At 47.3% G+C, this 23,554-nt stretch carries 23 protein-coding genes; 11 read left to right on the plus strand and 12 right to left on the minus strand.

Annotation, left to right across the window (positions count from 1 at the left end; genetic code table 11):
- Nucleotides 1-2: 2 nt before the first annotated feature.
- Nucleotides 3-1,358 carry an NAD-dependent succinate-semialdehyde dehydrogenase gene (locus BUB37_RS06090; RefSeq protein ID WP_072990373.1) on the minus strand — a complete coding sequence of 452 codons (1,356 nt, stop codon included), beginning with the start codon at nt 1,356-1,358 and terminating at the stop codon, nt 3-5.
- Nucleotides 1,359-1,564: 206 nt separating this feature from the next.
- Between BUB37_RS06090 and BUB37_RS06095 the strand changes: the two genes are divergently transcribed.
- Nucleotides 1,565-1,972: a glyoxalase gene (locus tag BUB37_RS06095; protein ID WP_072990376.1), complete on the plus strand. Its 408-nt coding sequence runs from the start codon at nt 1,565-1,567 to the stop codon at nt 1,970-1,972.
- On the opposite strand, the gene BUB37_RS06100 is transcribed toward BUB37_RS06095, so the two are convergent.
- Nucleotides 1,964-2,644 (minus strand): DUF2461 domain-containing protein, encoded by a 681-nt coding sequence (locus BUB37_RS06100; RefSeq protein WP_072990379.1) that lies wholly within the window; start codon nt 2,642-2,644, stop codon nt 1,964-1,966. The genes BUB37_RS06095 and BUB37_RS06100 overlap by 9 nt on opposite strands.
- A 94-nt stretch (nt 2,645-2,738) precedes the next feature.
- Here BUB37_RS06100 and epsC point away from each other — a divergent pair, with 94 nt between their 5' ends.
- The gene (gene epsC / locus BUB37_RS06105) at nt 2,739-3,533 is read left to right on the plus strand and encodes a serine O-acetyltransferase EpsC (protein ID WP_072990382.1); all 795 of its coding nucleotides are present in this window, start codon (nt 2,739-2,741) and stop codon (nt 3,531-3,533) included.
- Complete coding sequence (gene cysM, locus BUB37_RS06110) at nt 3,523-4,410, plus strand: cysteine synthase CysM (RefSeq protein ID WP_072990385.1); 888 nt, start codon at nt 3,523-3,525, stop codon at nt 4,408-4,410. Before epsC ends, cysM begins: the two co-directional genes overlap by 11 nt.
- A gap of 8 nt (nt 4,411-4,418) precedes the next feature.
- Here cysM and BUB37_RS06115 read toward each other — a convergent pair whose 3' ends face one another.
- From BUB37_RS06115 to BUB37_RS06125, 3 genes are all read right to left on the minus strand, one after another.
- Nucleotides 4,419-5,216, minus strand: a complete 798-nt coding sequence (locus BUB37_RS06115) for an alpha/beta hydrolase (protein ID WP_072990388.1) — start codon at nt 5,214-5,216, stop codon at nt 4,419-4,421.
- Nucleotides 5,217-5,354: 138 nt separating this feature from the next.
- Complete coding sequence (gene corA / locus BUB37_RS06120) at nt 5,355-6,458, minus strand: magnesium/cobalt transporter CorA (protein WP_072990390.1); 1,104 nt, start codon at nt 6,456-6,458, stop codon at nt 5,355-5,357.
- 51 nt (nt 6,459-6,509) lie between these two features.
- Nucleotides 6,510-7,295, minus strand: coding sequence for a tRNA pseudouridine synthase A (locus BUB37_RS06125; protein ID WP_072990393.1), 786 nt, complete (start codon nt 7,293-7,295; stop codon nt 6,510-6,512).
- Between the two features lie 69 nt (nt 7,296-7,364).
- Here BUB37_RS06125 and BUB37_RS06130 point away from each other — a divergent pair, with 69 nt between their 5' ends.
- Both BUB37_RS06130 and BUB37_RS06135 read left to right on the plus strand, forming a co-directional pair.
- Nucleotides 7,365-7,799, plus strand: a complete 435-nt coding sequence (locus BUB37_RS06130; protein ID WP_072990396.1) for a hypothetical protein — start codon at nt 7,365-7,367, stop codon at nt 7,797-7,799.
- 188 nt (nt 7,800-7,987) lie between these two features.
- Nucleotides 7,988-8,473 carry a hypothetical protein gene (locus BUB37_RS06135; protein ID WP_072992571.1) on the plus strand — a complete coding sequence of 162 codons (486 nt, stop codon included), beginning with the start codon at nt 7,988-7,990 and terminating at the stop codon, nt 8,471-8,473.
- Between the two features lie 55 nt (nt 8,474-8,528).
- Here BUB37_RS06135 and BUB37_RS06140 read toward each other — a convergent pair whose 3' ends face one another.
- Nucleotides 8,529-9,416 carry an anti-sigma factor gene (locus tag BUB37_RS06140; protein WP_072990399.1) on the minus strand — a complete coding sequence of 296 codons (888 nt, stop codon included), beginning with the start codon at nt 9,414-9,416 and terminating at the stop codon, nt 8,529-8,531.
- A 233-nt stretch (nt 9,417-9,649) separates the two neighbouring features.
- Between BUB37_RS06140 and BUB37_RS06145 the strand changes: the two genes are divergently transcribed.
- Both BUB37_RS06145 and BUB37_RS06150 read left to right on the plus strand, forming a co-directional pair.
- On the plus strand, nt 9,650-10,348 hold the full coding sequence (locus BUB37_RS06145; RefSeq protein WP_072990402.1) for a response regulator transcription factor: 699 nt from the start codon (nt 9,650-9,652) through the stop codon (nt 10,346-10,348).
- A complete protein-coding gene (locus BUB37_RS06150) occupies nt 10,345-11,844 on the plus strand; it encodes a sensor histidine kinase (RefSeq protein ID WP_072990406.1) in 1,500 nt (499 codons plus the stop codon). Before BUB37_RS06145 ends, BUB37_RS06150 begins: the two co-directional genes overlap by 4 nt.
- A 183-nt stretch (nt 11,845-12,027) precedes the next feature.
- Here the strand turns inward: BUB37_RS06150 and BUB37_RS06155 are convergent, their stop codons facing one another.
- The 3 genes from BUB37_RS06155 to BUB37_RS06165 all read right to left on the minus strand — a co-directional run bounded on the left by BUB37_RS06155 (nt 12,028) and on the right by BUB37_RS06165 (nt 16,149).
- Complete coding sequence (locus BUB37_RS06155; RefSeq protein ID WP_072990409.1) at nt 12,028-13,497, minus strand: MoxR family ATPase; 1,470 nt, start codon at nt 13,495-13,497, stop codon at nt 12,028-12,030.
- A gap of 19 nt (nt 13,498-13,516) precedes the next feature.
- Nucleotides 13,517-14,674 (minus strand): vWA domain-containing protein, encoded by a 1,158-nt coding sequence (locus BUB37_RS06160; protein ID WP_072990412.1) that lies wholly within the window; start codon nt 14,672-14,674, stop codon nt 13,517-13,519.
- 116 nt (nt 14,675-14,790) lie between these two features.
- Nucleotides 14,791-16,149, minus strand: coding sequence for a Gfo/Idh/MocA family protein (locus BUB37_RS06165; RefSeq protein WP_244526746.1), 1,359 nt, complete (start codon nt 16,147-16,149; stop codon nt 14,791-14,793).
- A gap of 181 nt (nt 16,150-16,330) precedes the next feature.
- Between BUB37_RS06165 and BUB37_RS06170 the strand changes: the two genes are divergently transcribed.
- The gene (locus BUB37_RS06170; RefSeq protein ID WP_072990418.1) at nt 16,331-17,131 is read left to right on the plus strand and encodes a DUF1853 family protein; all 801 of its coding nucleotides are present in this window, start codon (nt 16,331-16,333) and stop codon (nt 17,129-17,131) included.
- Between the two features lie 126 nt (nt 17,132-17,257).
- On the opposite strand, the gene BUB37_RS06175 is transcribed toward BUB37_RS06170, so the two are convergent.
- Together BUB37_RS06175 and BUB37_RS06180 are read right to left on the minus strand one after the other, a co-directional pair.
- Nucleotides 17,258-18,106: a DUF4249 domain-containing protein gene (locus BUB37_RS06175; protein WP_072990421.1), complete on the minus strand. Its 849-nt coding sequence runs from the start codon at nt 18,104-18,106 to the stop codon at nt 17,258-17,260.
- Nucleotides 18,107-18,111: 5 nt separating this feature from the next.
- Nucleotides 18,112-20,517: a TonB-dependent receptor gene (locus tag BUB37_RS06180; RefSeq protein ID WP_094766578.1), complete on the minus strand. Its 2,406-nt coding sequence runs from the start codon at nt 20,515-20,517 to the stop codon at nt 18,112-18,114.
- A 237-nt stretch (nt 20,518-20,754) separates the two neighbouring features.
- On the opposite strand from BUB37_RS06180, the gene BUB37_RS06185 reads away from it, so the two are divergent.
- The 3 genes from BUB37_RS06185 to BUB37_RS06195 are packed head-to-tail and all read left to right on the plus strand — an operon-like array spanning nt 20,755 to nt 22,908.
- Nucleotides 20,755-21,297, plus strand: a complete 543-nt coding sequence (locus tag BUB37_RS06185; RefSeq protein WP_072990424.1) for an RNA polymerase sigma factor — start codon at nt 20,755-20,757, stop codon at nt 21,295-21,297.
- Nucleotides 21,297-21,836 (plus strand): hypothetical protein, encoded by a 540-nt coding sequence (locus BUB37_RS06190; RefSeq protein WP_072990426.1) that lies wholly within the window; start codon nt 21,297-21,299, stop codon nt 21,834-21,836. The genes BUB37_RS06185 and BUB37_RS06190 overlap by 1 nt, the downstream gene beginning before the upstream one ends.
- Nucleotides 21,808-22,908 carry a DUF4097 family beta strand repeat-containing protein gene (locus BUB37_RS06195; protein WP_212635262.1) on the plus strand — a complete coding sequence of 367 codons (1,101 nt, stop codon included), beginning with the start codon at nt 21,808-21,810 and terminating at the stop codon, nt 22,906-22,908. The genes BUB37_RS06190 and BUB37_RS06195 overlap by 29 nt, the downstream gene beginning before the upstream one ends.
- A gap of 172 nt (nt 22,909-23,080) precedes the next feature.
- Here the strand turns inward: BUB37_RS06195 and BUB37_RS06200 are convergent, their stop codons facing one another.
- Nucleotides 23,081-23,509 carry a DUF1330 domain-containing protein gene (locus BUB37_RS06200; protein ID WP_072990432.1) on the minus strand — a complete coding sequence of 143 codons (429 nt, stop codon included), beginning with the start codon at nt 23,507-23,509 and terminating at the stop codon, nt 23,081-23,083.
- Between the last annotated feature and the right edge of the window lie 45 nt (nt 23,510-23,554).

Consider the following 23,554-nt stretch of genomic DNA (forward strand, 5'->3'; position numbering starts at 1 on the left):
CCCTACATGTCAATAAAGACCGTTTTTCTATTCATGAACTCCCGTATGCCGTGGGCTGAAAGTTCCCTGCCGTAGCCTGAGATCTTAACGCCCCCAAAAGGAAGCCTCGGATCGCTTTTGACCAGTTCGTTTACGAATACGGCCCCTTCTTCGAACCTCGGCACCAGTTTTTTGGCCCGTTCGATATTTTTGGTAAATAGCGAAACGCCCAAGCCAAAACTTGATGTGTTTGAAAGGGCCACAGCCTCTTCATCGGTTTTGAACGTGGTAAGCCCGATGGCCGGTCCGAACGTCTCTTCTTTGAATATCGGCATCTCGGGCGTTACATCGCCAAGTAGGGTCGGCTCGTAATACGTACCCTTTCTTCGACCTCCCAAAAGGAGCTTTGCCCCCATTTCAACCGACTTGTCGACCTGTTCCTCTATGCCTTTGGCAAGGTCTTCCCTGGCCAGGACACCGATAAACGTTGCTTCGTCCATGGGGTCGCCGCTCTTAAGCTTCCCCACCCGGTCGGTGAATTTTTGGAGAAACTCGTCCGCCACATCCTCATGCACCAGCAAACGCTTCCCGGCAATACAGCTTTGTCCGGTATTTTGAAAGCGGGCCTGCACACAGGTTGTCACGCTTTTATCGATATCGGCATCGTCAAAAACGACCAGGGCGTTGCTGCCCCCGAGTTCGAGAACGCTTTTTTTAATATTCTTTCCGGCGATGGAGGCCACCGAAGCCCCCGCGGGGGTACTGCCCGTTAAAGTTACGGCCTTCACCGATGGATGCCCTATTACCGATTCGACCTTTTCACTTCCTATGACCAGGTTTTGGAAGCAGCCTTTGGGAAAACCGGCCCTTGTGAATACCTGCTCTATAAGCTCTGCCGATTTCATAACATTCGAAGCATGTTTTAAAATGCCCACATTACCGGCCATTAAATTGGGGGCGGCAAATCGGAACACCTGCCAAAACGGATAGTTCCACGGCATAACGGCGAGAACGACCCCTAGGGGTTCGTAAGCGACGTAGCTTTTTTGGGCCTCGGTTTCCACAAGCTCATCGGCCAATTGCCCCTCTGCATTTTGCGCATAGTACCCACAGACCCAGGCACACTTTTCAACCTCGGCGATCGCCTGGCTTATGGGCTTCCCCATTTCAAGCGTAATCACCTCGGCATAACTCCTTTTGTTCGTTTTCAACTCTTCCGCAGCCTTCCGCATCATCACCGAACGCTCCGCAAACGACGTGTGCTTCCATTTTGAAAAACAGGCATCGGCAAGCCCTATCTTAGCTTCCAATCCCCTTTGATCCAACTCTTTAAAACTAAACAACTTTTCCCCGGAATAAGGATTTATCGATTCTTTCATCTTAAAAAATTCGTTTCAATAAAACTACGCATATATGGGTAGAGCAAAAAATGAAGATAGGGAATAAATCGCATTGGGTTACCTTTTCGACCTATAGGGACCAAGAAGGCCTGTTTCCAAAAACTGTTCATAACCCCGTTAAAAACTAATGTTCGCGCCCAAGACCAAGGATGGGGTTAATCACTACCTTTATAAAAACCAGTAAGATGAGCGATCGATCCCAAAGTCTCCTCCGCATTCGCCCTGAAATTGCTTCTGCCTTGATCCATAACGACATGAGTGACGAAGAACGTTTTCAAAATCGTACGCTTCGCCCCATTATCAAGATGCAGGACGAGCTATTTGTCGCGGCGTTCAGGAACTATGCTTCCAAACACAAAAATTCGTTCTACGAACTTTCCTTGCCCAAACGTTTCGAGTATATAGAGAATGCGGTGCAAAGGGACATAAAATTCAGAAATGCCTTAAAAGGTATGGTCATAGGCCAGTTCACCCTTGAGGAGTTCCAAGAGTACATTCAAAACTCCTCGGCCTTGAACAAGCGCATGATGAACATGGTAATCAATAGGCTAAAGGACCAAGTCCAGCTTTTTGAATCGTCCGTCCTAGTCTAAGATCGATTCGCCGTTGAGATTGGTCGTGAGCACATCGCTCATGTAATCAAAGAAAGGCCTTATGGCCTTAAAGGCACGGTCGACATCGTCAATAAATTGACGCGACAACACCTCTTCGTCGCTAAACTTGCGCAAAAAGATGAACTGTTTGCGCTTGATCAAGTCGATGTTTTCGTGGTTTTTGTCAAAACCCTTGGGCGCCGTTTTTACGGCGTCGCCCTGTAAGCTTCCCCAAATGTCCTTAAATTTTGGGGCGTTCATAATCTCCCTGAGGTCGGATGCATCTTGTTCAAACTCCTTTCTGATACGAAACAGGTCATCCTTATTGGGATTCCAAAAACCTGTAGCGGCAAAGGATTCCCCGGGTTGTAAGTGTAGGTAGTAGCCGCCCCTAAGATGGGCGCCCAGTCGCGAAAACGACCCCGCAAAATGGGTTTTGTAAGGTGTCTTGTCGTGGGAAAATCGAACGTCGCGATAGATCCGAAACAACTTGGACCGCTCTATGTCGTCATGGCTCTCCAAGCGCTCCCTAAGGGCCTCGAAAAAGTCTTTGACCTCGGCTTCACGGGCCTTGAACTCCGCTTTATACCCATTAAACCACTCCCTATTGTTGTTTTTTTCAAGCGCTTTTAAAAAATCGAAGGTCTCCTTCGTAATTGTAGATTGTAACATACGACCAAAAGGTTGTTATTTATGCTAAAGTTAACCTTTTTCACAAATCAGACTTTTGCAATAATCAGTATTTTTGACCAATAGTAGCTTCTTTATGGACAGGAAATCGATAATCGATCAAATCAAAAAACACAAAAAGCAACCCAATTTAAGGTATACGTTAAAGGAAAAAACAGAAGTCTTTACCGACCTGCTGTTCTATACCTTGTTCGACAGCGACACCGCGGTTGCGAAGAACTTGGACAAACTCGAGGAGCAGTTCGACGGACTGGTCGACCTGGCCTGTTGGGACGTCGACAAATCGTGCAAGGCCGTATGGAACAACTACGTTTCGAAATTGCCCCATATCTTGGAGCGCCTGAACCTGGATGCCGAGGCAACGCTTAACTGCGATCCCGCTTCCTTGTCCATCGAAGAGGTCTACATGGCCTACCCCGGTTTTTATGCCATAGCCATTTACCGTTTGTCGCACGAACTGTATTTGGAAGGTTTTCCCCTGGTACCGAGATTAATGACCGAATACGCCCATAGGCAGACCGGTGTGGACATCAACCCCGGGGCCGAGATCGGCAATTCCTTCCATATCGATCACGGTACGGGTGTCGTCATCGGCGAAACGGCCATTATCAAAGACCATGTAAAAATTTACCAAGGGGTTACCTTGGGCGGACTCTATGTTGCCAAACATTTGCAAAAAACGAAAAGGCACCCGACGATAGAAAACAACGTAACCATATATGCCAATGCGACCATTTTAGGCGGGGAAACCGTCATTGGAGAAAATTCCATAATCGGGGGCAACGCTTGGATCACCGCATCGGTACCCCCAAACTCTACGGTCTTTCACACACCAGAAATAAAAATAAAAACATTACCGCATGTCTCATAACCTGCTCGATTTAGTAGGCCATACGCCTTTGGTCGAATCCCGTGTATTGAACACCAACCCCAATGTCAAGCTTTATTTTAAGTTGGAAGGGCACAACCCTGGCGGTAGTGTAAAAGACCGGGCCGCATTGAACATGATCAAAAGTGCCCTCGATCGGGGCGATTTTACGACCGAATCGAAATTGATAGAGGCCACCAGCGGAAACACGGGTATCGCCTTGGCCATGATCGCCGGCGTTTACGGCCTCGACATTGAACTGGTGATGCCCGAGAACGCCACCAAGGAACGCGTACAGACCATGAAGGCCTATGGGGCAAAGGTAACCCTCACCCCCAAGGACGTGGGTATCGAAGGGGCACGCGACTACGCCGAGGCCAAGGTTAGGGACGAAGGCTATATTATGATCAACCAGTTTGCCAATGACGATAACTGGAAAGCCCATTACAAAACGACCGGTCCTGAAATCTGGAAGGACACGGATAAAGCGGTAACCCATTTTGTATCGGCCATGGGTACCACGGGTACGATCATGGGCACATCGACCTACTTAAAGGAGCAAGACGACACGATTCAAATTGTAGGGGTACAGCCTACCGATAATTCGAGCATACCCGGCATTCGAAAATGGCCGAAAGCATATTTGCCCAAAATTTTCGATGCCAGCAAGGTCGACCAGGTGATCGAAGTAAGCGAGGACGAAGCCAAGGCTATGGCCCGCAGACTGGCCAAGGAAGAAGGCATTTTTGCGGGAATGAGCAGCGGAGGGGCGGCAGCGGCCGCCTTGCGATTGGCCGAAACCCTCGACAGCGGTGTCATTGTGTCTATCGTTTGTGATCGTGGGGACCGGTATCTTTCGTCAAGCCTCTTCGATGAATGACCATTTTCTTACTTCAGGGCTTCTCGTAGGCCCTTTTTAAAGACATCGAAATCCTGTAGGTAATTGTGACCTGCATCCTTGACCATTATTAAATGCTTATTGGTACCCGGAATGCACTCGTACAACCGCTTCGCCGAGGTATAGGGAATGACCGAATCTTCCTTTCCGTGAAAAAGATAAATGGCACAGGTGACGTCTTTGATATATTCATTCGACGGAAACCGGAATTTCGACAACCAGTCAATGGGCAGAAAAGGAAACCTATGCTTCCCTAGGTCGACCGCGCTGAAAAAGGGCGATTCCAAGATCAATCTGCCCGGATGGTGTTCGGAGGCCAACCAAGTGGCCACTCCCGTTCCGAAAGAGCGTCCGTACAGTATAATATTATTTTCATCGTAATGTTCAAGGGCGTAATCATAGAATTTTTCGGCATCGCTATACAAGGCTTCCTCGCTTAGTTCGCCAGAGCTTTTCCCATAGGTTCTATAATCGACCAGAATGGACTCATACCCGTTTCTCGAAAATCTATTGGCTACATGGTTCAAGTGGGAGATGTTTCCCGAATTGCCGTGAAAATAGAGAATCACCCCCTTGGCATCTTCTTGTTTTATATGTACCGCATTTAACCGGGCCCCGTCTTCCGTATCGATAAAGAACTCCTTATAGGGTTGGCAAAAATCGTAGGTGTGGTTCATGGGCATTTTCGAAGGAAAGAAGATCAGGCGTTCCTGATAAAAATAAGCCAGGGCCGTTATCAATAAATATCCTACCGATAAAACAATTGCAATTTTCTTGAGTCTGCGCATTCGATAAACGGTTAAAAAATTCAAGTCTTCTTTACCTTCTTCCCTTCAACCGATCCCACGGACCTCATAGGATCAAGCTTTCTTCATTGCCACCCGACAAACAGGAAGGCATGGCGACGGAGGGAGGAACACATGGCCCTACAACCATTTTTTTCTTTTAAAATAGATCAACAGGGCAATAAAAAGAAGGATCATAAAGCCCCAGGCCATGGGATACCCATATTTCCAATGAAGTTCGGGCATATGGTCGAAATTCATTCCATAAATACCCGCTATAAAGGTCAATGGGATAAAGATGGAGGCCATAATGGTCAGCACCTTCATTACCTCGTTCATCTTGTTGCTCATATTGCTCATGTACATTTCCATTAGGCTCATCGACATTTCGCGATAGATCTGTAGGCTCTCGTTAATTTCGATGGAGTGGTCGAGTACGTCTCTCAAAAACACCTTCGTGTCCTTTGAAATCAAGGGATGTTCAGAATCTATAAGTCGGCTTACCAGTTCCCTGACCGGGGATATCCATCTTCGCACTTTGAGCACCTCCTTTTTAAGAATCTGTATTTCTTGGGCCACCTCGTTCGTGGGGTTGGCGTAGACCAGTTCCTCCAAATGTTCGATCCGTTCGTTGAGGTGTTCCAAGACGACAAAATAATTGTCTACGATGGCATCCAAAAGGGCAAAGAACAAATAATCAGCCCCCCTCGAACGAATTCGGCCCGACTTGTTTCGTACCCTGGACCTCACGCCGGCAAACACATCGTCTTCCAACTCCTGAAAAACAAGTACCCGGTTATCGAGAAGGATCAGGGCCACATGCTCACATACGATTTCCTGGCTTTCGCCATCGATATACAACATCTTGAAAACCCCGAAGATATAGTCTTCGTACTCATCTATCTTGGGACGCTGATGGGTGTTTACGGTATCTTCAAGTACCAAGGGGTTCAGGCCGAAACCTTTGCCCACCTGCTCTATAAAGGCTTCGTCGCTGATTCCAATAATATCGACCCAGGTAGTATATGAATCCCCTTTTTGGGCAAGGACGGATTCAATCGTTGTCCGTTCGTAGGTATGGAGCACTTCGCCATTGTACTCGAACACGTTGACGATGCTTTCACCGCCTTCCCTGCGCCCCATATAGGTAACGGTTCCCGGGGCCTTGCCCATTTTTCCCTCGAACTTCGACTTCCTTTGGGGCCTAAGCTTGCCCAAGCCTTTCCTTTTTTTTGGTCTTCCCATGGATGGAGCTATTTGTATAAATATAGTAAGAAGTACGCGCTCTTTACGATTCTATTGAAAATTCAATTGATTCAGAAACAAACCGGATGCCGGTGCCACATAGGTAAGTTTTATTCCGCCATCGCCCTGTAACGATTTCTCGAGGTCGCCAAATGAGAGCTCCCCCTTGCCCAACAGGATCAACGCGCCCATTATCATACGCACCTGATAGCGCATAAACCCCGCGGCACTGATGTAAAGGGCATAGCTCTTCTCCGGGAAAAAATTGGCTTGTAAAAGTTCGTTGTCCCTAAGTTCGCAGGAGGCAACGGTCCTAAGCGTTTGGGTTCCTTCGCGCAACCGTGCCGTATACGAAGAAAAATCGTGGGTTCCCTCAAACAGCCTAGCCGCGTTTTTCATGGCCTTAATATCGAGGGGGGCAATGATATTGGCCAAAAAAGGGGCCGCGAACGGATGGTTCTTCTCGCCACAAGAGAAAAGATAGACATACTCCTTCAGCTTTGCATCTTTGATGATATTAAATGCCCCATCGACTTGCCTTACATCCAAGGCCCTGATATCAGGTGGCAAGTTAAGGTTGAGGGTAGTTAGAAAAACATCGGGTTCCGCCAATGGGACATCTTCAATGAACAATTCGAACGTCATATCCAAGGCCGAGACCTTGGCATCTGTACGGCCGGCACCCAGAACCTTGAATTTTTTATCGGGCAATACGAATTTCAAGGTCTTTACCAACATCGATTCAATGGTCTTCTGCCCCGGTTGGTTTTGCCAACCACTGTATCGGAAGCCCAAATACTGCACGCGTACCAGATAATAAAAACGCTGTCTTTGCATAAAACTCCTTTAAGGCCAAGCTAGCATTTTTTTTGTATTTTGTAAAGACAACCATAAAATATAAACCTTATGAAAACCAATCTAAAAAAGCCGCCCGCCTGGTTTTGGGTGGTAAGTATCGTTGCCCTACTCTGGAATATTATCGGGGTTATGGCCTATTTGGCCGATGCCTTTATGAGTGCCGAGGCCTTGGCCGCACTTAGCCAAGAACAACAAAACCTCTACGAATCAAGGCCGGCCTGGGTCACGGCAGCCTTTGCCTTTGCCGTATGGGGCGGCCTGTTGGGTTCCCTGGCCCTCTTGCTCCGAAAGGATTGGGCCCTTCCCTTGTTCATCGTTTCCTTGGTAGGTGTCCTTGCCCAGAATGTGTACCAATTCTTTTTGAGCAACACCTTCGAGGTACTGGGTAGGGAGGCGATGGCCTTTCCCCTGTTGATCATAACGACAGGCATTTTGTTGATCATTTTCGCGAAATGGGCCAAAAAGAACGCATTTTTAGGATAATGAACGATAAAATTTTTATCCCTTGGGTTTAAATCTATACTTTGTCGCGTGCAAAATGCTTAATTATCAATAGTTCCCCCGCTTTTTCAAAGGAAACTTGAAAGTGCGGTTTGTCGAATTTTTTAAATAAACCAAATTCCCGGGCCGTTTGTACGGTTGAGCCAATAAGCCCGGTATGCATGTTACGTATGAAAACTTTTGAAACCCTTCTTCCGTGGAAAAGAACCATTCACTTTTCGATCGCCATTATCGTTCTGCTGACCTTTTTTAATTTCTATGGGCTTTACACCAATAGTTTTCCGGTGCTGAAACCAGAGAATTTTGTTTTTCCATTGGTAAGTATCATCCATTTTATATTTCTCTACGTGCTTTGGTTCAAGATAAGGGAAGATGAGACTACCGACCCCCAGATGCGCACTATCGAGTATCTATTGTATGGGGTAATAGTACTCTATGTACTCTATACCGTCAACACCGTGGTAACCTTATTCAGTTTTACCGAATTTTCGAACCATGTGATTCCCGCTACCTTTTTCCCGGTAGGTATTTTTACCCTGTTACTTCAACTGTCCCTCTTACTCCTTTCTATATTGGCCATTAACTATAGGATAAAAATGGTAGGCAATTACAATTTTGAAGACCTGAACGAGCATATCGATTCGTGGGAACAATAAAGAAAGAAACCCCGTATTTAACGAGGTTATCCTTTAATACGCTGGCGCAATCCAACTATCTGCTTACACTTCCCGAAGGAAAACTTGCCTGTACATTATCCCCGATTTCCTGTATGCCCATTCCGTCTTCGGAAATCATTCCGGCCAGGGGTTTTAGGGCAAACGGTGCGGGATCGTTATCGGGATAAGGTTCAATACTGATCACTGCGACTTTGCCCCTTATATCGGTGGGGAAGGTCAAGGAAGAGGGGGCATTGACCAAGAAATCCTCACCCGGGTAGTTGGGCCCTGGGTTTGTTCCGCTAAACGGCGCTTGTTCATCGGAGGCGTTGACATCGGTAAAAGTACCCGTAGTAACAGGCACGCCATCGATAACTACCCAACCTTCGTATTTCCATCCGGCTTCAAGTTCGGGCAATTCCAGACCGGGCATCATACTGCCCGTACTGTTGTCCAAAAACCAAATTCCACTGTATTTCTCTTCTTCCGCACCTGTTCCCGTGGGAGCGGCCACTATAAACTTCCCCGCAATGGCATCAAATGAAGGTGCTACCGTACCTGTGCTTAAATTGGCCGTGCTTCCATTAAAATCACCGACAAAAAGCTTGGTGTCGGCCGGGTCTGGCGAGGGGTCCGGATTGGGCTCGATGGACAGCACAAAGGCCGTGGCACTGGCCAAGGTTTCGGCGTCCATAGCGAATTCAGTGGCCGAGGGTTCACCGGAATCGTTTACCGAAAAAGTACCGGTCGACACAGGTGCCCCGTCCACTATCACCCATCCCTCATAGAGAAAATCATCCCCTAAGTTCCCAAGTCCACTTAAGTTTAAGCTCAATGATGCCACTTCGGGCATTTCCGTTTGATCGTCGTTATCACTGCATGAAGCTAGCATCAGTCCCATGCAGGCCAAGGCAAATCCTGTTTTAATTGTAATGTTTGTCATTTTCTAAGGGTTTTGAATTATATGACAAACTACGGCCTACCATATCATGGCAAAATCACGAAATATTCAATTTTTACTTAATTTTTGTTATCATTTTGTGAGTTCTTAACATTTTTAACGACCTAATTGCAATAAAAACCGCTACCGACATACCATTGGGCGGGTTTTTGAGAGGATACGACCCAACCGTGATACTTGTGTGATACTTTTTATATTCATTCGTATACAGAATTATGAAAGAAATTTTAATAATAGAAGATGATCCGGAAATCATCAAACTTTTAGAGATCCACCTGACCGACCTTATTTATCAAACCGCTGTGGCAGCGGATGGTGCCCTAGGGTTAAAAATGGCCTTGGAAAAGGACTATGACTTGATTTTGCTCGATTTGACCCTGCCTTCCATGGACGGGGTGGAAATATGCAAGCGCCTAAGGGCCCAAAAGGGAACTCCTGTGATCATGCTCACGGCCAAGTCGGAGGAAATAGACCGGGTCTTGGGTTTGGAGATCGGCGCGGACGATTACATCACCAAACCTTTTAGTATCAGGGAGCTATTGGCCCGTATCAAAGCTGTGCTACGAAGAAGCGATAATCGAAAGGAAACGAGGGAAGAATCTACCGCCATGACGTTTGAGGGCTTACAGATCGATGTGGAGAAAAGAAAGGTTTTGCTCGGCGGTACCAAGGTAGAGCTGTCGCCCAAAGAATTTGAATTGTTGGTATTGATGGCCTCCAATCCGGGAAGGAACTATTCGAGAACCGAACTGTTGAACATAATCTGGGGCTATAATTTTGACGGTTACGAGCACACCGTCAATTCGCACATCAATCGGTTACGGGCAAAAATTGAATCGGACATGGCCAATCCGAATTATATCTTGACCACTTGGGGCGTTGGCTATAAATTCAATGAGGATATATCGATATGAACAAGAGCGAAAAAACCCTAACCCCAAAGCTCGTAAAAAAATTATGGGTGGCCTTCATCTGTCTGGTTTTGCTAATGGGGGCCTCTTACATTTTTATTACCGGCTATTTCGCAAATAAACATAGCCTGGAGACCACCCAACGGCTAAATGCCGATGTGGCCAATCACGTAATAGCCGAAAAGTTCAACGGGGCCTCCCCTTTTCTTGAAGATGGCTCGGTCAATAAGGCCTTGTTTGGCGATCTAATGCACGATATGATGGCGGTCAACCAGAGTATTGAAGTGTATTTGCTTGACCAAGAAGGTAAGATCTTATATTCGGTGGTGTTAGATCACTCCGATAAGGCACCGGCCAAAAAAGTGGATTTGGCTCCCATTAATTCCTTCATTGCCGATAAGGGAAATAATTTTATACTTGGCGATGACCCAAGAAACCCGGGGGAAAAGAAGATATTCTCCGCCGCCCCGTACCATGTCGACGGACATTCGGGCTACATCTATATCATACTGGCGGGAAAGAAATTCGAGGAAGTAAGCGCTACGCTTATGAGCCAGTATTTTACAAGGTTGGGTATCGGGGCGACCTTGCTAACGATGCTATTTTCAGCGATTATCGGCCTGTTGGCCATCTGGTTCCTGACCAAAAACTTGCGACTAATCACCCAAACGGTTAGAAAGTTCCATGAAGGGGACCTACAGGCCCGAATCTCCAATCCCGAGAAATCCGATATCGAGGTTTTCGCCAAATCGTTCAACAATATGGCGGATAGCATTGTAAGCAATATGGACAAAATGCAGTCGGTAGACCAATTAAGAAGGGAATTGATAGCCAATGTTTCGCATGATCTAAGAACGCCCCTGGCGGTATTAAAAGGTTATATTGAGACCTTGCAGATCAAGCATGACACCTTATCGGAAAAAGAAAAAGAGGAGTACTTGCAAATTACCCACGACAATGTAGATAAGCTTTCAAACCTTATCCATCAACTTTTTGAGTATTCAAAACTTGAAGCCGAACAGGTGGTCCCCGTAAAGGAGCCTTTTTCGATTACTGAACTGTCACACGATCTGATCGCCAAGTTCAGGGTCTTGGCCGAGAAGAAAGACATTGTTCTGGAACTCGACAACCCCGAAGAGAATTGCCTGGTCTATGCCGATGTAAGCCTGGTCGAAAGGGCCTTGCAAAACTTGATCGAAAATGCCATCAAGTATACCGAATCCGGGGGCAAGGTCACCCTTTCCCTACAAAAAAAGGGCAGTAACGTAGAGATCAACATTACCGATACGGGCACGGGCATACCTGTAAACGAACAACCCTTTATATTTGATCGCTACAAGCAGGTAGACGGCAATACAACGGTAAAAAAACAAGGCTATGGTCTTGGCTTGGCCATTGTAAAGAAAATCATGGACCTGCACGATACCACGATAACGGTACTTAGCCAACCGAGGAAGGGAAGTACCTTTATTTTTAAGCTTCCGGCGTACCAGGTTTAGGACCAGTACCTCCAAGTCCCTCAAGGTCCTTACCCCCTAATAGGTTGTACCTGCCGCCCACAAAGGGTCACTTCATTGCAAGGGTACTGAAACAATGGTTAAGCGGGGAGTAGGGCATGGATACACCGTAAAGAAAAAGGCATTTCAAAAACGAAATGCCTTTTTCCCATATAACAACAATCCTTATAATCCACTGATAAAGCTACCGTATAGGTCTTTGAATTGATAGCCTTCCGAAAACCGGCTCTTGCTCAACTTTTTGTACGATACGAGTCCCCAAAGCACCAATTCCTTTAAAAAATAAACGTCCTGTTCGGGAAATCCGGGCTGATACTCCTTTACCAATTGGTTTAAGGGGGGAATGCTATCCAAGGCCCTTTTATACTCTTCGTCGGTAAAGTCGTCTAGCAGTTCGAAGCCTTCTCCCTGAAAGAACCAAGATACCAGCTCGTCGTATGGCGTTGCTACACCTTTTTTTTCAAGTTTGTTTATTTTGGGGAAATACTCCGGAAACAGGGATTTGACCGCATCATCGATCAATATTTCGGCGACGGCATCGGCCCCCTCCTGCTCGCCTTCATAAACGAGTTCGATTTTTCCGGTAATGGCGGGAATCACCCCAAGAAAATCGCTCAAGCGTACCATGGTACTTTCTGCCCCGGTTTGAAGCGCCCTGCGTTCCGCGGTACTCAGCAGGTTTTCGTAAGCGGTGATACTGGTTCGGGCACTCACGCCACTCTTGGCATCCACATATTCACTGTTCCTGGCTTCAAAACCGATCTGCTCTAGTAAATCCTTGGCCAGGTCGGGAACGTATACCGACTCGGACTGGCGTTCGTCTAGATCGGCCTCTTGGGCGGTAATCATTCGGGCAATTTCTATGGATTCGGGGTAATGGGTCAAAATTTGCGATCCGATCCGATCTTTTAGCGGGGTTACGATGCTTCCGCGGTTGGTATAATCTTCGGGGTTTGCCGTAAATACAAATTGAATATCCAAGGGCAGCCTCAATTTAAAACCTCGGATCTGGATATCCCCTTCCTCCAAAATATTGAATAGCGATACCTGAATTCGTGCCTGCAGATCGGGCAACTCGTTGATTACAAAAATACAGCGGTTGGCCCTGGGTATCATACCAAAATGGATGACCCTGTCATCGGCGTACGAAAGTTTGAGGTTGGCGGCCTTGATGGGATCGACATCACCGATCAAATCGGCCACGGTTACATCGGGGGTCGCCAGTTTTTCGGCAAAACGTTCGCTACGGTGCAGCCAGGTAATCGGGGTACCGTCCCCCTTTTCCTTTATCAGTTCGGTCGCATACCGCGACATGGGCCTCAGGGGGTCGTCGTTGATCTCGGAGCCTTCCACTACCGGAACATACTCATCCAACAAATTGACCATCAACCGGGCCAACCTTGTTTTTGCCTGCCCGCGAAGGCCCAGCAGATTAATGTTATGGCGCGAAAGGATGGCCCTCTCCAATTCGGGGATTACCGAATTCTCATAGCCCCACACCCCGGGAAAAGTCTCCTCCCCCTTTTTTATCTTATCCCTAAGGTTGTCCCTTAGTTCGTCTTTTATGCTTTTGGTCTTATATCCGCTCTGCTTCAATGCGCCGAGACTTGTAATTTTTTTGTGGTCTATACTCATAGTTCTTTTTCGCTTTGATCTATTTAAGTCTTTTTCTTCGATTGGCCTCGTAGTCTTCGAAAATCATTTCTCCCAAGCCTTGTAATCCCGTAAAAAAGGCCTTGCCCCTGTTCGCTTCGGTAAAATGCCTTATAAAGCGCATGAGGTAAGGGTCTTGTGCAATCATGAATGTGGTAATGGGAATGTGTAGCTTTCGCGCCTGCCGGGCCATATTGTAGCATTTCTCGACAATATAATCGTCGAGGCCCACGCTGTTTTTGTAATAATTTCCATCAGGAAGCCTTAGGCAACTGGGCTTACCGTCGGTAATCATAAAAATCTGCTTGTTCGTATTTCGCTTTCGCCGCAGCATATCCATGGCCAACCTTAAACCCGCCACGGTGTTCGTGTGGTAAGGACCAACTTTTAAATAGGGCAATTCTTTGATCGATATGGGCCATGCATCATTGCCGAATACCAGAATATCGAGCGTGTCTTTCGGATAGCGCGTGGTGATCAATTCCGCCAGTGCCATCGCTACCTTTTTGGCCGGCGTTATTCTGTCTTCACCGTACAAGATCATACTATGGCTTATATCGATCATAAGCACCGTGCTCATTTGGGCCTTGTGCTGTGTATCTTCTACCACCAAATCTTCCTCGCTCAACGAGAAACTGCCGATACCGTGGTTGATTTGGGCGTTTTTAAGGCTTTCGGTCATCGAAATATGTTCCAGGCCATCGCCGTAACGGTACTCCCTGAAATCACCTGTATGTTCGTCGCCCTGACCGGACTTTCCCGTCTTGTGGTTGCCCGAACCGCTGCGTTTGAGCTTGCCGAAAATTTGGTCGAGGGCACGTTGCCTAATGATCCGTTCCATCTTTGCGGTAATGGAGATCGTTCCCTTTCGGTCTCCATCGCCCTCCTCTCCTTCGTCTGCAGTTCCCCCACCATCCTCAAATTCCTCTCGAATATAGCCTTTGGCCTTTAACTCTTCGATAAAATCGTCTATGGTATAATCGTCGTCGGTAAGTTCGTACTCCTTGTCCAATTCCCGAAGCCAATCGATGGCCTCGTCAAAGTCGCCCGAAGTATGCGTAATAAGTTCTTGAAAAATATCAAAAAGTTTTTCAAAGGGAGTTTGTTCGGGTGCCTCGTACTGCGAAAAGCGAAATCCGGTTCTTGTATTCATAGCCATTACATAAATTTAGTACATTTAGCTGTGAACACCTCTATTTTTAGGAAATGTTAACGGTGCAATCAAAAAAAACGGGCGTAAACCGATTACGCCCGTTCCCAATCTAAGCACATTTTTTATTGGACGATAGCCAAGGCCTCGGTATCCTTCCAAGCTCCTCGGGTAAAGTCGGGGAACTCTTGTGGCGCGCCATTGGCCGCTACCGATGCCTCGCTCAAGGGGCCGACCGCACTCCACAGGCAACCTTCGTAAAGGTTCTGATCTAGAGGTTCCCCGTTTCTTAGGCATTCGACAATGCGGTAAAGCATCATAAAATCCATGCCCCCATGACCGCCCATCTTAACGGCAAGCTGCCCTAGTCGCTTGTACAATGGATGTTCGTATTTCTCGTAGACCTGGGCCAATTTTTCGCCCTCGGCCCATTCGTGATGGTTTTCGGTGGCGCCTTCTACCCCACCTTCCAAAGCAACCCGTGTCGGGAATCCGGCCAAGGTACCTTTAGTTCCCTGAATAAGGTTATGGCGGCTATAGGGGCGCGGACTCGTCTCGTCCCATTGGACCATAACGGTCCTTCCCATCGTGGTCTTGATGATCGAGGTATTTATATCTCCCCCCTTAAAATCGAGCTGGTTCCACTGATGATTGGCCGGAAAGTTTTTTTCGGCGTAAAGCTGTCTTCCCTTTGCCGGCGACGAGAATGAATTGATAAACTTAAAATTGTCTTCCCCTCGTGCTATGTTCATATATTGGGCCACGGGTCCAAGACCATGTGTGGGATAAAGGTTTCCGTTTCTACGGGCATAGTGGTATGTACGCCATGATCCCGTACCCCGTTCCACTTCGTTCATCTGCCCGCGAAGTTCGTGTATGTAGGCCGCTTCCCCATGAAGCAATTCGCCGATTACGCCTTGTCTACACATGTTGAGGTATAAAAGTTCTTCCCGGCCATAGTTGACGTTCTCCATCATCATGCAGTGCTTCCGGGTTTTCTCGGAAGTATCCACCAACTGCCACATTTCTTCAATGGTAAGGGCTAGCGGAACCTCGACAAAGGCATGGGCACCGGCGTTCATGGCACCGATCGCCATGGGCGCATGCAATCGCCACGGGGTAGCGATTATTACGGCGTCGGGCTTCTGCTCCTTCAACATCTTTTTCCAATCGTCCTCGCCCCCGGTATACATCTTTATCTTTTTGTGCCGTTCTCCTTTGCCCTGTTCCCTACAGGCATCGGCCGATCGCTTGGCCAAGTCTTCGTACAAATCACAGATGGCGACCACTTCGGTACCCTCAATGGCGGCAATTTGCTTCGCATGGCCCGAACCCCTTGCCCCTACCCCGATAAAGGCAAACCGCACCTTGTCAAGTTTCGGGGCCGAAAAACCACCCATATAGGTTGCATAGGACGGGCGTGGATCCCCAAAAAGGGAAGCTTGGGTAATTGTGGGGGCCAAGGTTATGCCGGCTCCTACCATTGACGTTTTTTTGATAAAATTTCTTCTGTTCGGATTCATACGGGTGTTCAATTAAATTTTGGTGTAGTTCGGATTAAATATAGTGTACAAGATATGGAAATTTAACCAAAAACTTAAGTCTGGAACAATATTACGGGCGCGGCGCTTTGATGTTGCCCCTTTACCCCATACTTTAGCGGATATGCCAATAGAACAGTGTAAAGGATTTTACCATACCCCGCCACTTTGGATAAACGAGACATTCGGTATCCGCCAATTTGTATTTCCCGAGATCGAGCTAGAAAGCCTTCCCCTTCGGGAGGTACCTGACAATCTCCGACTGGGGCATCAAATGGAACATGTGTTCCATCAACTGATATCGCACTCCAAGCAGTATCGGGTCGTTCTGCGAAACCTTCTTGTAAAGGAAGACAAAAGAACCGTAGGCGAAATCGACTTCATTCTTAAAAACCGCGATACCGAACAACTTGTACATGTTGAACTGACCTATAAATTCTATATCGTCGACCTTTCGGTTTCAGCGCCCGTACATCGGCTAATGGGTCCGAACCGGAGGGATAGGTTCTTTGCCAAAATGGAAAAAATAAAAAAACGCCAGTTCAACATGCTACACAGCGATGCCGGTAAAAGGGCATTGGAATCCGTGGGGGTCGACACGGCGGGTATTCGGAACGAATGTTGTTTCAAGGCGCAACTTTTCATGCCCCATGCCGAACGCAAATTCGACCTTCACCCCTTTAACAACCGTTGCAAGGCCGGGTATTGGATCCATTACGACGGTTTTGATTCCGAAGAGTTCAGACAACACAGGTATTACATCCCCCCTAAACCTGAATGGGTAATAGCTGCCCACGATAAGGTATCCTATATCCCGCACGGCAATATCCTGCCGGATGTCATCCAAAGAATACACACGAAGAACTCCCCAATGCTGTGGATGAAAAAGGAGGACGGAACACTTGAAAAACTCTTTGTGGTTTGATGGTAGTCCTTGGTTTTTAGAAGTAAATGGGTGCACCTTTAGTCAATTGCATTTCGTCGTTCGGTTATTTACCCCGTACCATACCTCAGGCCGCTGGGCGTGCCGACACCCGGCACCGGTAACGATTCACTCAAAGGTATAGCTGGCCTTCACCATCTGTGTTACCCTAAAATAACCATGCGCATAATTTTCGGGGTCGGTAAGGTTGATGCAGTTGCCTTTGACGGAAACGGGTGTGGAGTCGAAAATACCCATTCCCCCTATTTGATTGATCAAAATCTGTAGGTAATCGTGATAAGCGGGAGATATGGCATAGAACTCTATAAAAACGGTATCTCCGGGCTTAAAGGCTTCCATTTCATCGGTATCGTCGTCTTCATCGCTCTCGTAGTACCAATCGATTTTGTTCCCATTTACAAATTCATCGTCCAACTCTTCAAACACGGGCAAAAGCGCCCCTTCCTTCTGAAACTTGAAAAAATAGCTGTTTCCCTCCTCTTGCGGGTCGACAAATTGCATATTCACTTCAAGGTCATCCTCGCTAAAACCATCATCCCTCGACTGTCCGACCACGGTAAGGTCGGGCACAGGGTACAGGGTTTCTTCGGCATAATAGTTTTCCCCGTTGTAGTTGACCTCCAATGCATACGTATCTCCCACAATAGGTTCAAACGTTGTGGTGGTATAACTCCCGTCGTCTTGGTCGGCAAAACTGAATTCGCTACCCTTGTCCATGTTCGTGACCTTGACCACCGCACCCGTCACGGCAGTATTCGAGGCCGTATCGAAGAAGTCGGTGGAAGTGCGTAGGTAAATGGTCTGCCCGTTGCCCGACGTACCCTTTTCCCAATCCAAGGAAGCTTCGATGGTCAACCTTTTGGGGGCCGATTGCACGTCTACATCGATCACGTCTTCGCAGGCAAAGACCACCAGCGCCAAGAATAGAAGTCCGAAATTCTGTATGTAATTTTTCATTTTGTCTAGAATTTAAAGTTGTAGGTAATTGAGGGTACAATGCCGAAAATGGCGGTACGGGTAGCTTCATTGGCACCGGTCTCCCGATTTTGACCAAAGGATATGGAAGCCGCGTTTTTGCGGTTGTACACATTGTATATGCCAAGCACCCATTCGCCCTTCCATCGATTTTCGGGTCTCCTGTTGGGCTTGTAATTTAGCGAAAGGTCCAAACGGTGATACGCCGGTAGGCGGTCCGAATTTCTGGGAGCATAGCTGGCCACCGAAATCCCTTCGTACATATACTGCCCGTTGGGATAGGTTACCGGCCTTCCGGTCTGAAAGACGAGGTTGGCCCCAAAACTTAATTTCTCGTTCAGTTGGTACGCCCCCGCCAATGAGATATCGTGCGTACGGTCGTAGGGCGTATGGTACCATTCCCCGTTGTTAATGCCCGATCCCCCTGCCCTGCCTCCGGGGGTTCTTTGTTCCGATTTCGACAGGGTATAGGCCAACCATCCGGTAAGCCTACCTTCGTTTTTTCGCAACAAGACTTCCAAGCCGTAGGCCCTGCTCTCGCCATTTAAAATTTCGGTCTCTATCGTATTCTGCCCGATAAGGTCGGAGCCGTCTATGTAATCGATCCGATTGTCGACGGTTTTATAGTAGGTTTCAATTTCCATGGAATAGGCCTGACCGTCAAAATTTCTAAAATAGCCCAATGCATATTGGTTGGAAAGCTGGGGCTCGATATATTCCCCACTTGGCGTCCAGACATCAACGGGAGTCACCGCCGCCGTGTTGGAAAGCAAGTGGACATACTGGGCGAAACGCGAGAACCCCGCCTTTACCGAAGAAGCGTCGTTCAATTGATAGGCCAATGCCACCCGAGGTTCAAAATTCCCAAAGGTTTTAATGGTCTCCCCCTTGCCGTAATCCGTTTCGCCAATGGCCGTTCCGCTTTCATAAATACCCAGGTCGGCATTGTATACCACCGGTAGGTCATTCCCGTAATTCGATATGGGCTGCCCCCCCAGCCTACTAAAGTTACTGTACCGCAATCCGTACTGGGCCGACAACTTATCCGTCAACCTATGCTCGGCGTTGATGTAGACCCCTGCTTCAAAGGCCCTTTTCTTATCAAGAGCCAGACGGTTTATGGAAGAGGTGTCGGATGTTGGCCTGATCTGCCCCGGGTCAAAATCATAAAGCAGTCCGCTAGCCCCGAAGTCGAGTTTAAACCTATCGTTGAAGTAATACTTCAGGTCGTATTTCAAATTGTAATTGGTGATGGAGGCCACCCACACAAAATCTTCCATGGTAAAACCCAGGTCGTAATCGTATTTACTGATAATGCCCGACATGTTGGAAAACAACCGGTCGTTAAATATGTGGTTCCATCGCAAGTTTCCCGAGGTATTGCCGTAGCTGCTGTCGAAAATGTTTCCGAACTTCAATACATCGCGGCCAAAATAACCGGAAAGATATACCTTGTTCTTGTCGTTTATACTGTAGTTCGTCTTCAGGTTCAGGTCGTAAAAACTGGCGGTATTGTCCTCTCCCGCGGCCTTCAACAAGAGATGTGCGTATGAGGTTCGGCCGGCGATCAAAAAAGACCCCTTGTCCTTAAGGATGGGCCCCTCCACCGAAAGCCTGCTCGAAATAAGTCCGATTCCCCCTGTCATCGCAAAATTCTTGTTGTTTCCATCCTTTTGACGTACATCGAGTACCGACGATACCCTTCCGCCGAACCTAGCGGGAATCCCTCCCTTATAAAGCTTCATGTCTTTGATGGCATCCGCATTGAAGACGGAAAAAAAGCCAAACAGATGCGACGTGTTATAGATTATGGCCTCGTCGAGCAAAATAAGGTTTTGGTCTTGGGCGCCCCCCCTTACGTGAAATCCGCCCGTTCCTTCGGCATTGTTGGTCACCCCCGGCAGCATCTGCAGCGATTTTAGAATATCTACCTCGCCCAGCACCACGGGCATTTGTTTAACGGTCGCTATGTTCATTTTGGCAACGCTCATTTCCGGTTTTCGCAAGACGGCCCTTTCGGGTTCTTCGGCGGTAACCACCACTTCGTTCAATTCGGTCGACTGTTCCGATATCTCAAAGTTTATTTTCAGGTTCCTATCCAAAACGACCTCCTCGTACTTGCCCGTATAGCCCATAAAAGAGATCAATAAGCGGTATTCTCCCTTGGGGGCGGTTATCGAGTAGAAGCCATATTCATTCGAAATGGCACCGATCGAGGTGCCCTCCAAGAATACCGAGGCACCAAAGAGGGTTTCCCCGTCGTTCTGGTCGGTGATCTTGCCGCTAATGGTGAATTTTTCCTGCGCCCCTAGGTTGAGGCCAAAAAACAGGGCCAACAACAGTGTGCTTGCCCATAGGGGTCCCGGGATTTTCCCTTTCCTTTGATTTATCATAATGCTCGTTGGTATTTTGATTGTTGAACAAAGCTATTGACAAGCAAAATCGGAATAGGTTGCACCCCCTTTGCTTTTTTTTCCAAAAAAGTGCCTTGCCATCGATAGTATAAATAACTTGCAGGGGAAGCTTTTTAGGTTTGCACAAAACAAATACCCGAAATGCAACCCTGTCGATTTTTTATTGTCATTGTTTTAGAAATGTGATTTAATACACCAATAACCATCCCATTTTAATTGGAAACCCATATCCGTTATACCCATAAGGCACTTGTCGAAAAAAGCAAGTCGGGCGATCGCAACGCACAGTATCAACTGTACGAGCTTTATGTCGATGCCATGTATAACATTGGGATGCGATTTTTACGGGTAAAGGAAGAGGCCGAGGACATAGTACAGGATAGCTTTGTAGACGCCTTTAAGAACCTGGACGGCTTTAAATACGAAAGTACCTTCGGCGCATGGCTAAAGCGTATAGTGATCAATAAATGCATCAACCACCTGAAAACAAAACGCTTGAACTTGACCACTATCGCCGACCATGAGTATCACCTGACGGAAGAGGTTAAGGAAGAGGCCTATGAACCGGCCGATATCCGAAAAGTAAGGAAGGGGATCGAAGAATTGCCCCCGGGATACAGGGAGATCCTTAACCTATACCTGATCGAAGGTTATGACCATATTGAAATTGGGGGGATTCTAGGAATCAGCGCCTCTACCTCAAAATCGCAATACCACAGGGCGAAAAAGAAATTAGTTGAAATTATACAACATATATAATGGACAATTTTGAAAAACACATCCGACAGAACAGGGCAGCCTTCGACGTCCATAAGGCCGACCGGGCCAAACTGTGGGCAAATATAGAAGGCCAGCTCGAACCGGTAAAACCCAAGTCGATACCGCTTTGGCGGCTTCCGTTGCTACGTGCCGCGGCCGTGGCATTGCTATTACTCGGCGTTACCGGCCTTATCGGCATCCCCTTCATTACCGAAGACCGCAATGCCGACTTTGTTTCCCAAGAATTGCAAGATATCGATATGCACTACCAAGGCCTGGTATCCTATCACGTGAAATTGGTAGAGTCGAATCAACAATTGTCGGAAGAAGACAAGCAAGAGTTCCTGTCCTTTATGGATGAACTCGATAAGGAATACGAGGAGCTTCGTTTGGAAATGCGGAACAATTTGGACAATCAATTGGTGTTACAGGCCATTGTAAACAACTATAAGAAACGGATCGAACTTATAGAAAATCTATTAGAGCAGTTAAACGAACAGAAAATCGATAATGATGACGACTATGGGTACACATTGTAGAAGGCTATTTCTTGTCATCGTGGCCTTGGGTTTGTCCCTGCCCCTTATGGCCCAGGAAAAACGGAGCAAAAAATTGGCCAAAAGCTATCGATTGACCAATGCGGGGGAACTGCATTTGGACAATAAGTACGGGAACGTGAATATCTACGGATGGGACAAGGAAGAACTCTCACTTACCGTAACCATTACGGTTACCCATAAAAAGAAGGACAATGCCCAGGAATTATTGGACCGTATAAGGCCCGTACTGAGAAACAGCGATAATTTTGTATCGCTCAGCTATGAGATCGGAGAGAGCAGTTCGGGCTTTTTCTCACAACTTTTTGAAAAAGCAAATCCCTTCGATTTCGATCGCAGTAACATTCAGATCGATTACGAGGTGTTCCTGCCCGAAAAGGCCGAATTGGAATTGGCCAACAAATTCGGCGACGTATTCATTGAAGATTGGAACGGGGCCCTACAGGCCCAGGTACAACATGGGGACATATGGATAAGCGAGAATTTGAACAAGGCCGATATAAGCCTCGAATTCGGCGAGCTTAGGGCGAAAAATATCAGCTATGGAAACCTTGAGCTCAAAAATGGGGGGGTAGACATGCACGACTCCAAAAACCTGAGAATCAATAGTAGCGGAAGCGATATTGAAATCGGGCAGGTTACCTCGCTGGAATTCTATTCGAACAAGGACGAGGTTACCATAGATGAGGCAGGCAGTATTTACGGAAGCCTGAAATTCACCAGTTTACGCTTGAACCGCTTGGGTCTCGACGTGGATATGGGCATGAAGATAGCCGATTTTAGGATAGACCGTATTACCAATGCCAAGACGACCATCACGATAGACCAAGAATCATCGGAAATCAGCATCAACATATCCGATTTCCCCCATAAGTTTAGCGCCATACTCGAAGAAGGCCTCGTTCGTTTGCCAAAATCCTTTCAAAATGTCAATTCAGAACTTCTGGACAAAGGCAAAAAACGAAGGGAAATCAAGGCTACTTACGGCAAGCAGGGCCAAGGGAAAATTTCGATTACCGGAAAAAAAGGCTTGGTGCTATTGAAGGAACTTTGATTTTAGGGCCTAAGGTCCAGTACCGCTATATCAACGTCCTTGATAAATCTTAAAGACAGGCCGAATATACCACAGGGCGGAAAGAAGCAAGTGGACCGTTTGGACACGCGCCACCTATGCGCCACGCCCTCGTTTTCCCTCCTTTTATTTTTGTTACCGGCGCCGCGGAGAGCTAAAAATTACCCCCGGTTATGGACGTCATGGGCAGTAGCCTAAAATCTTCCAAGGCGGCCGTTCTGTGGCCTAAATTTTCCAGATAAACGGGAGACTGGGCCAATTTCATGAAGGTATCGACGGATGCATGCTCGACCAAAAGGGCCCTATCCCATTTTTCCGCCTCGGGACCTACAACAAATGCGCCGCATTCGCCGTAAAACAATACCTTGCCATCAGCTGCCTCAAGAACCGGCCTGATAGCCGCAATGTATTCCTCGTAGGCGGCCCTTCCACTCTTCGCCCCGGACTTTTTTAAATGGGGGGCATGTGAATAATCGGCAGTTCTCTTGAACCGGACCAGATTGAGCATTACCAGGCGTCCCTTTCCCTTAAATTCCTGATAGAATTCCCTGCCCGCTTCCGGAGTAGGATCTAAATAGTTCATATCTCTACTTTTGAAAAGACAAGATACGGCAATGTAAAATAACTT

The sequence above is a fragment of the Pseudozobellia thermophila genome, assembly GCF_900141855.1.
GTDB classification, from domain to species: Bacteria; Bacteroidota; Bacteroidia; order Flavobacteriales; family Flavobacteriaceae; genus Pseudozobellia; species Pseudozobellia thermophila.

Bases quoted from the DNA above. Each gene is read 5' to 3' on its own strand.
- BUB37_RS06130 (WP_072990396.1), top strand. From the start codon at position 7,365: ATGAAAACCAATCTAAAAAAGCCGCCCGCCTGGTTTTGGGTGGTAAGT.
- BUB37_RS06155 (WP_072990409.1), bottom strand. From the start codon at position 13,497: ATGAGTATAGACCACAAAAAAATTACAAGTCTCGGCGCATTGAAGCAG.
- BUB37_RS06100 (WP_072990379.1), bottom strand. From the start codon at position 2,644: ATGTTACAATCTACAATTACGAAGGAGACCTTCGATTTTTTAAAAGCG.
- BUB37_RS06095 (WP_072990376.1), top strand. From the start codon at position 1,565: ATGAGCGATCGATCCCAAAGTCTCCTCCGCATTCGCCCTGAAATTGCT.
- BUB37_RS06180 (WP_094766578.1), bottom strand. From the start codon at position 20,517: ATGATAAATCAAAGGAAAGGGAAAATCCCGGGACCCCTATGGGCAAGC.
- BUB37_RS06190 (WP_072990426.1), top strand. From the start codon at position 21,297: ATGGACAATTTTGAAAAACACATCCGACAGAACAGGGCAGCCTTCGAC.
- corA (WP_072990390.1), bottom strand. From the start codon at position 6,458: ATGGGAAGACCAAAAAAAAGGAAAGGCTTGGGCAAGCTTAGGCCCCAA.
- epsC (WP_072990382.1), top strand. From the start codon at position 2,739: ATGGACAGGAAATCGATAATCGATCAAATCAAAAAACACAAAAAGCAA.
- BUB37_RS06125 (WP_072990393.1), bottom strand. From the start codon at position 7,295: ATGCAAAGACAGCGTTTTTATTATCTGGTACGCGTGCAGTATTTGGGC.
- BUB37_RS06150 (WP_072990406.1), top strand. From the start codon at position 10,345: ATGAACAAGAGCGAAAAAACCCTAACCCCAAAGCTCGTAAAAAAATTA.
- BUB37_RS06115 (WP_072990388.1), bottom strand. From the start codon at position 5,216: ATGCGCAGACTCAAGAAAATTGCAATTGTTTTATCGGTAGGATATTTA.
- BUB37_RS06090 (WP_072990373.1), bottom strand. From the start codon at position 1,358: ATGAAAGAATCGATAAATCCTTATTCCGGGGAAAAGTTGTTTAGTTTT.
- BUB37_RS06145 (WP_072990402.1), top strand. From the start codon at position 9,650: ATGAAAGAAATTTTAATAATAGAAGATGATCCGGAAATCATCAAACTT.
- BUB37_RS06160 (WP_072990412.1), bottom strand. From the start codon at position 14,674: ATGGCTATGAATACAAGAACCGGATTTCGCTTTTCGCAGTACGAGGCA.
- BUB37_RS06200 (WP_072990432.1), bottom strand. From the start codon at position 23,509: ATGAACTATTTAGATCCTACTCCGGAAGCGGGCAGGGAATTCTATCAG.
- BUB37_RS06140 (WP_072990399.1), bottom strand. From the start codon at position 9,416: ATGACAAACATTACAATTAAAACAGGATTTGCCTTGGCCTGCATGGGA.
- BUB37_RS06135 (WP_072992571.1), top strand. From the start codon at position 7,988: ATGAAAACTTTTGAAACCCTTCTTCCGTGGAAAAGAACCATTCACTTT.
- BUB37_RS06195 (WP_212635262.1), top strand. From the start codon at position 21,808: ATGATGACGACTATGGGTACACATTGTAGAAGGCTATTTCTTGTCATC.
- BUB37_RS06170 (WP_072990418.1), top strand. From the start codon at position 16,331: ATGCCAATAGAACAGTGTAAAGGATTTTACCATACCCCGCCACTTTGG.
- BUB37_RS06175 (WP_072990421.1), bottom strand. From the start codon at position 18,106: ATGAAAAATTACATACAGAATTTCGGACTTCTATTCTTGGCGCTGGTG.
- BUB37_RS06165 (WP_244526746.1), bottom strand. From the start codon at position 16,149: ATGGTAGGAGCCGGCATAACCTTGGCCCCCACAATTACCCAAGCTTCC.
- cysM (WP_072990385.1), top strand. From the start codon at position 3,523: ATGTCTCATAACCTGCTCGATTTAGTAGGCCATACGCCTTTGGTCGAA.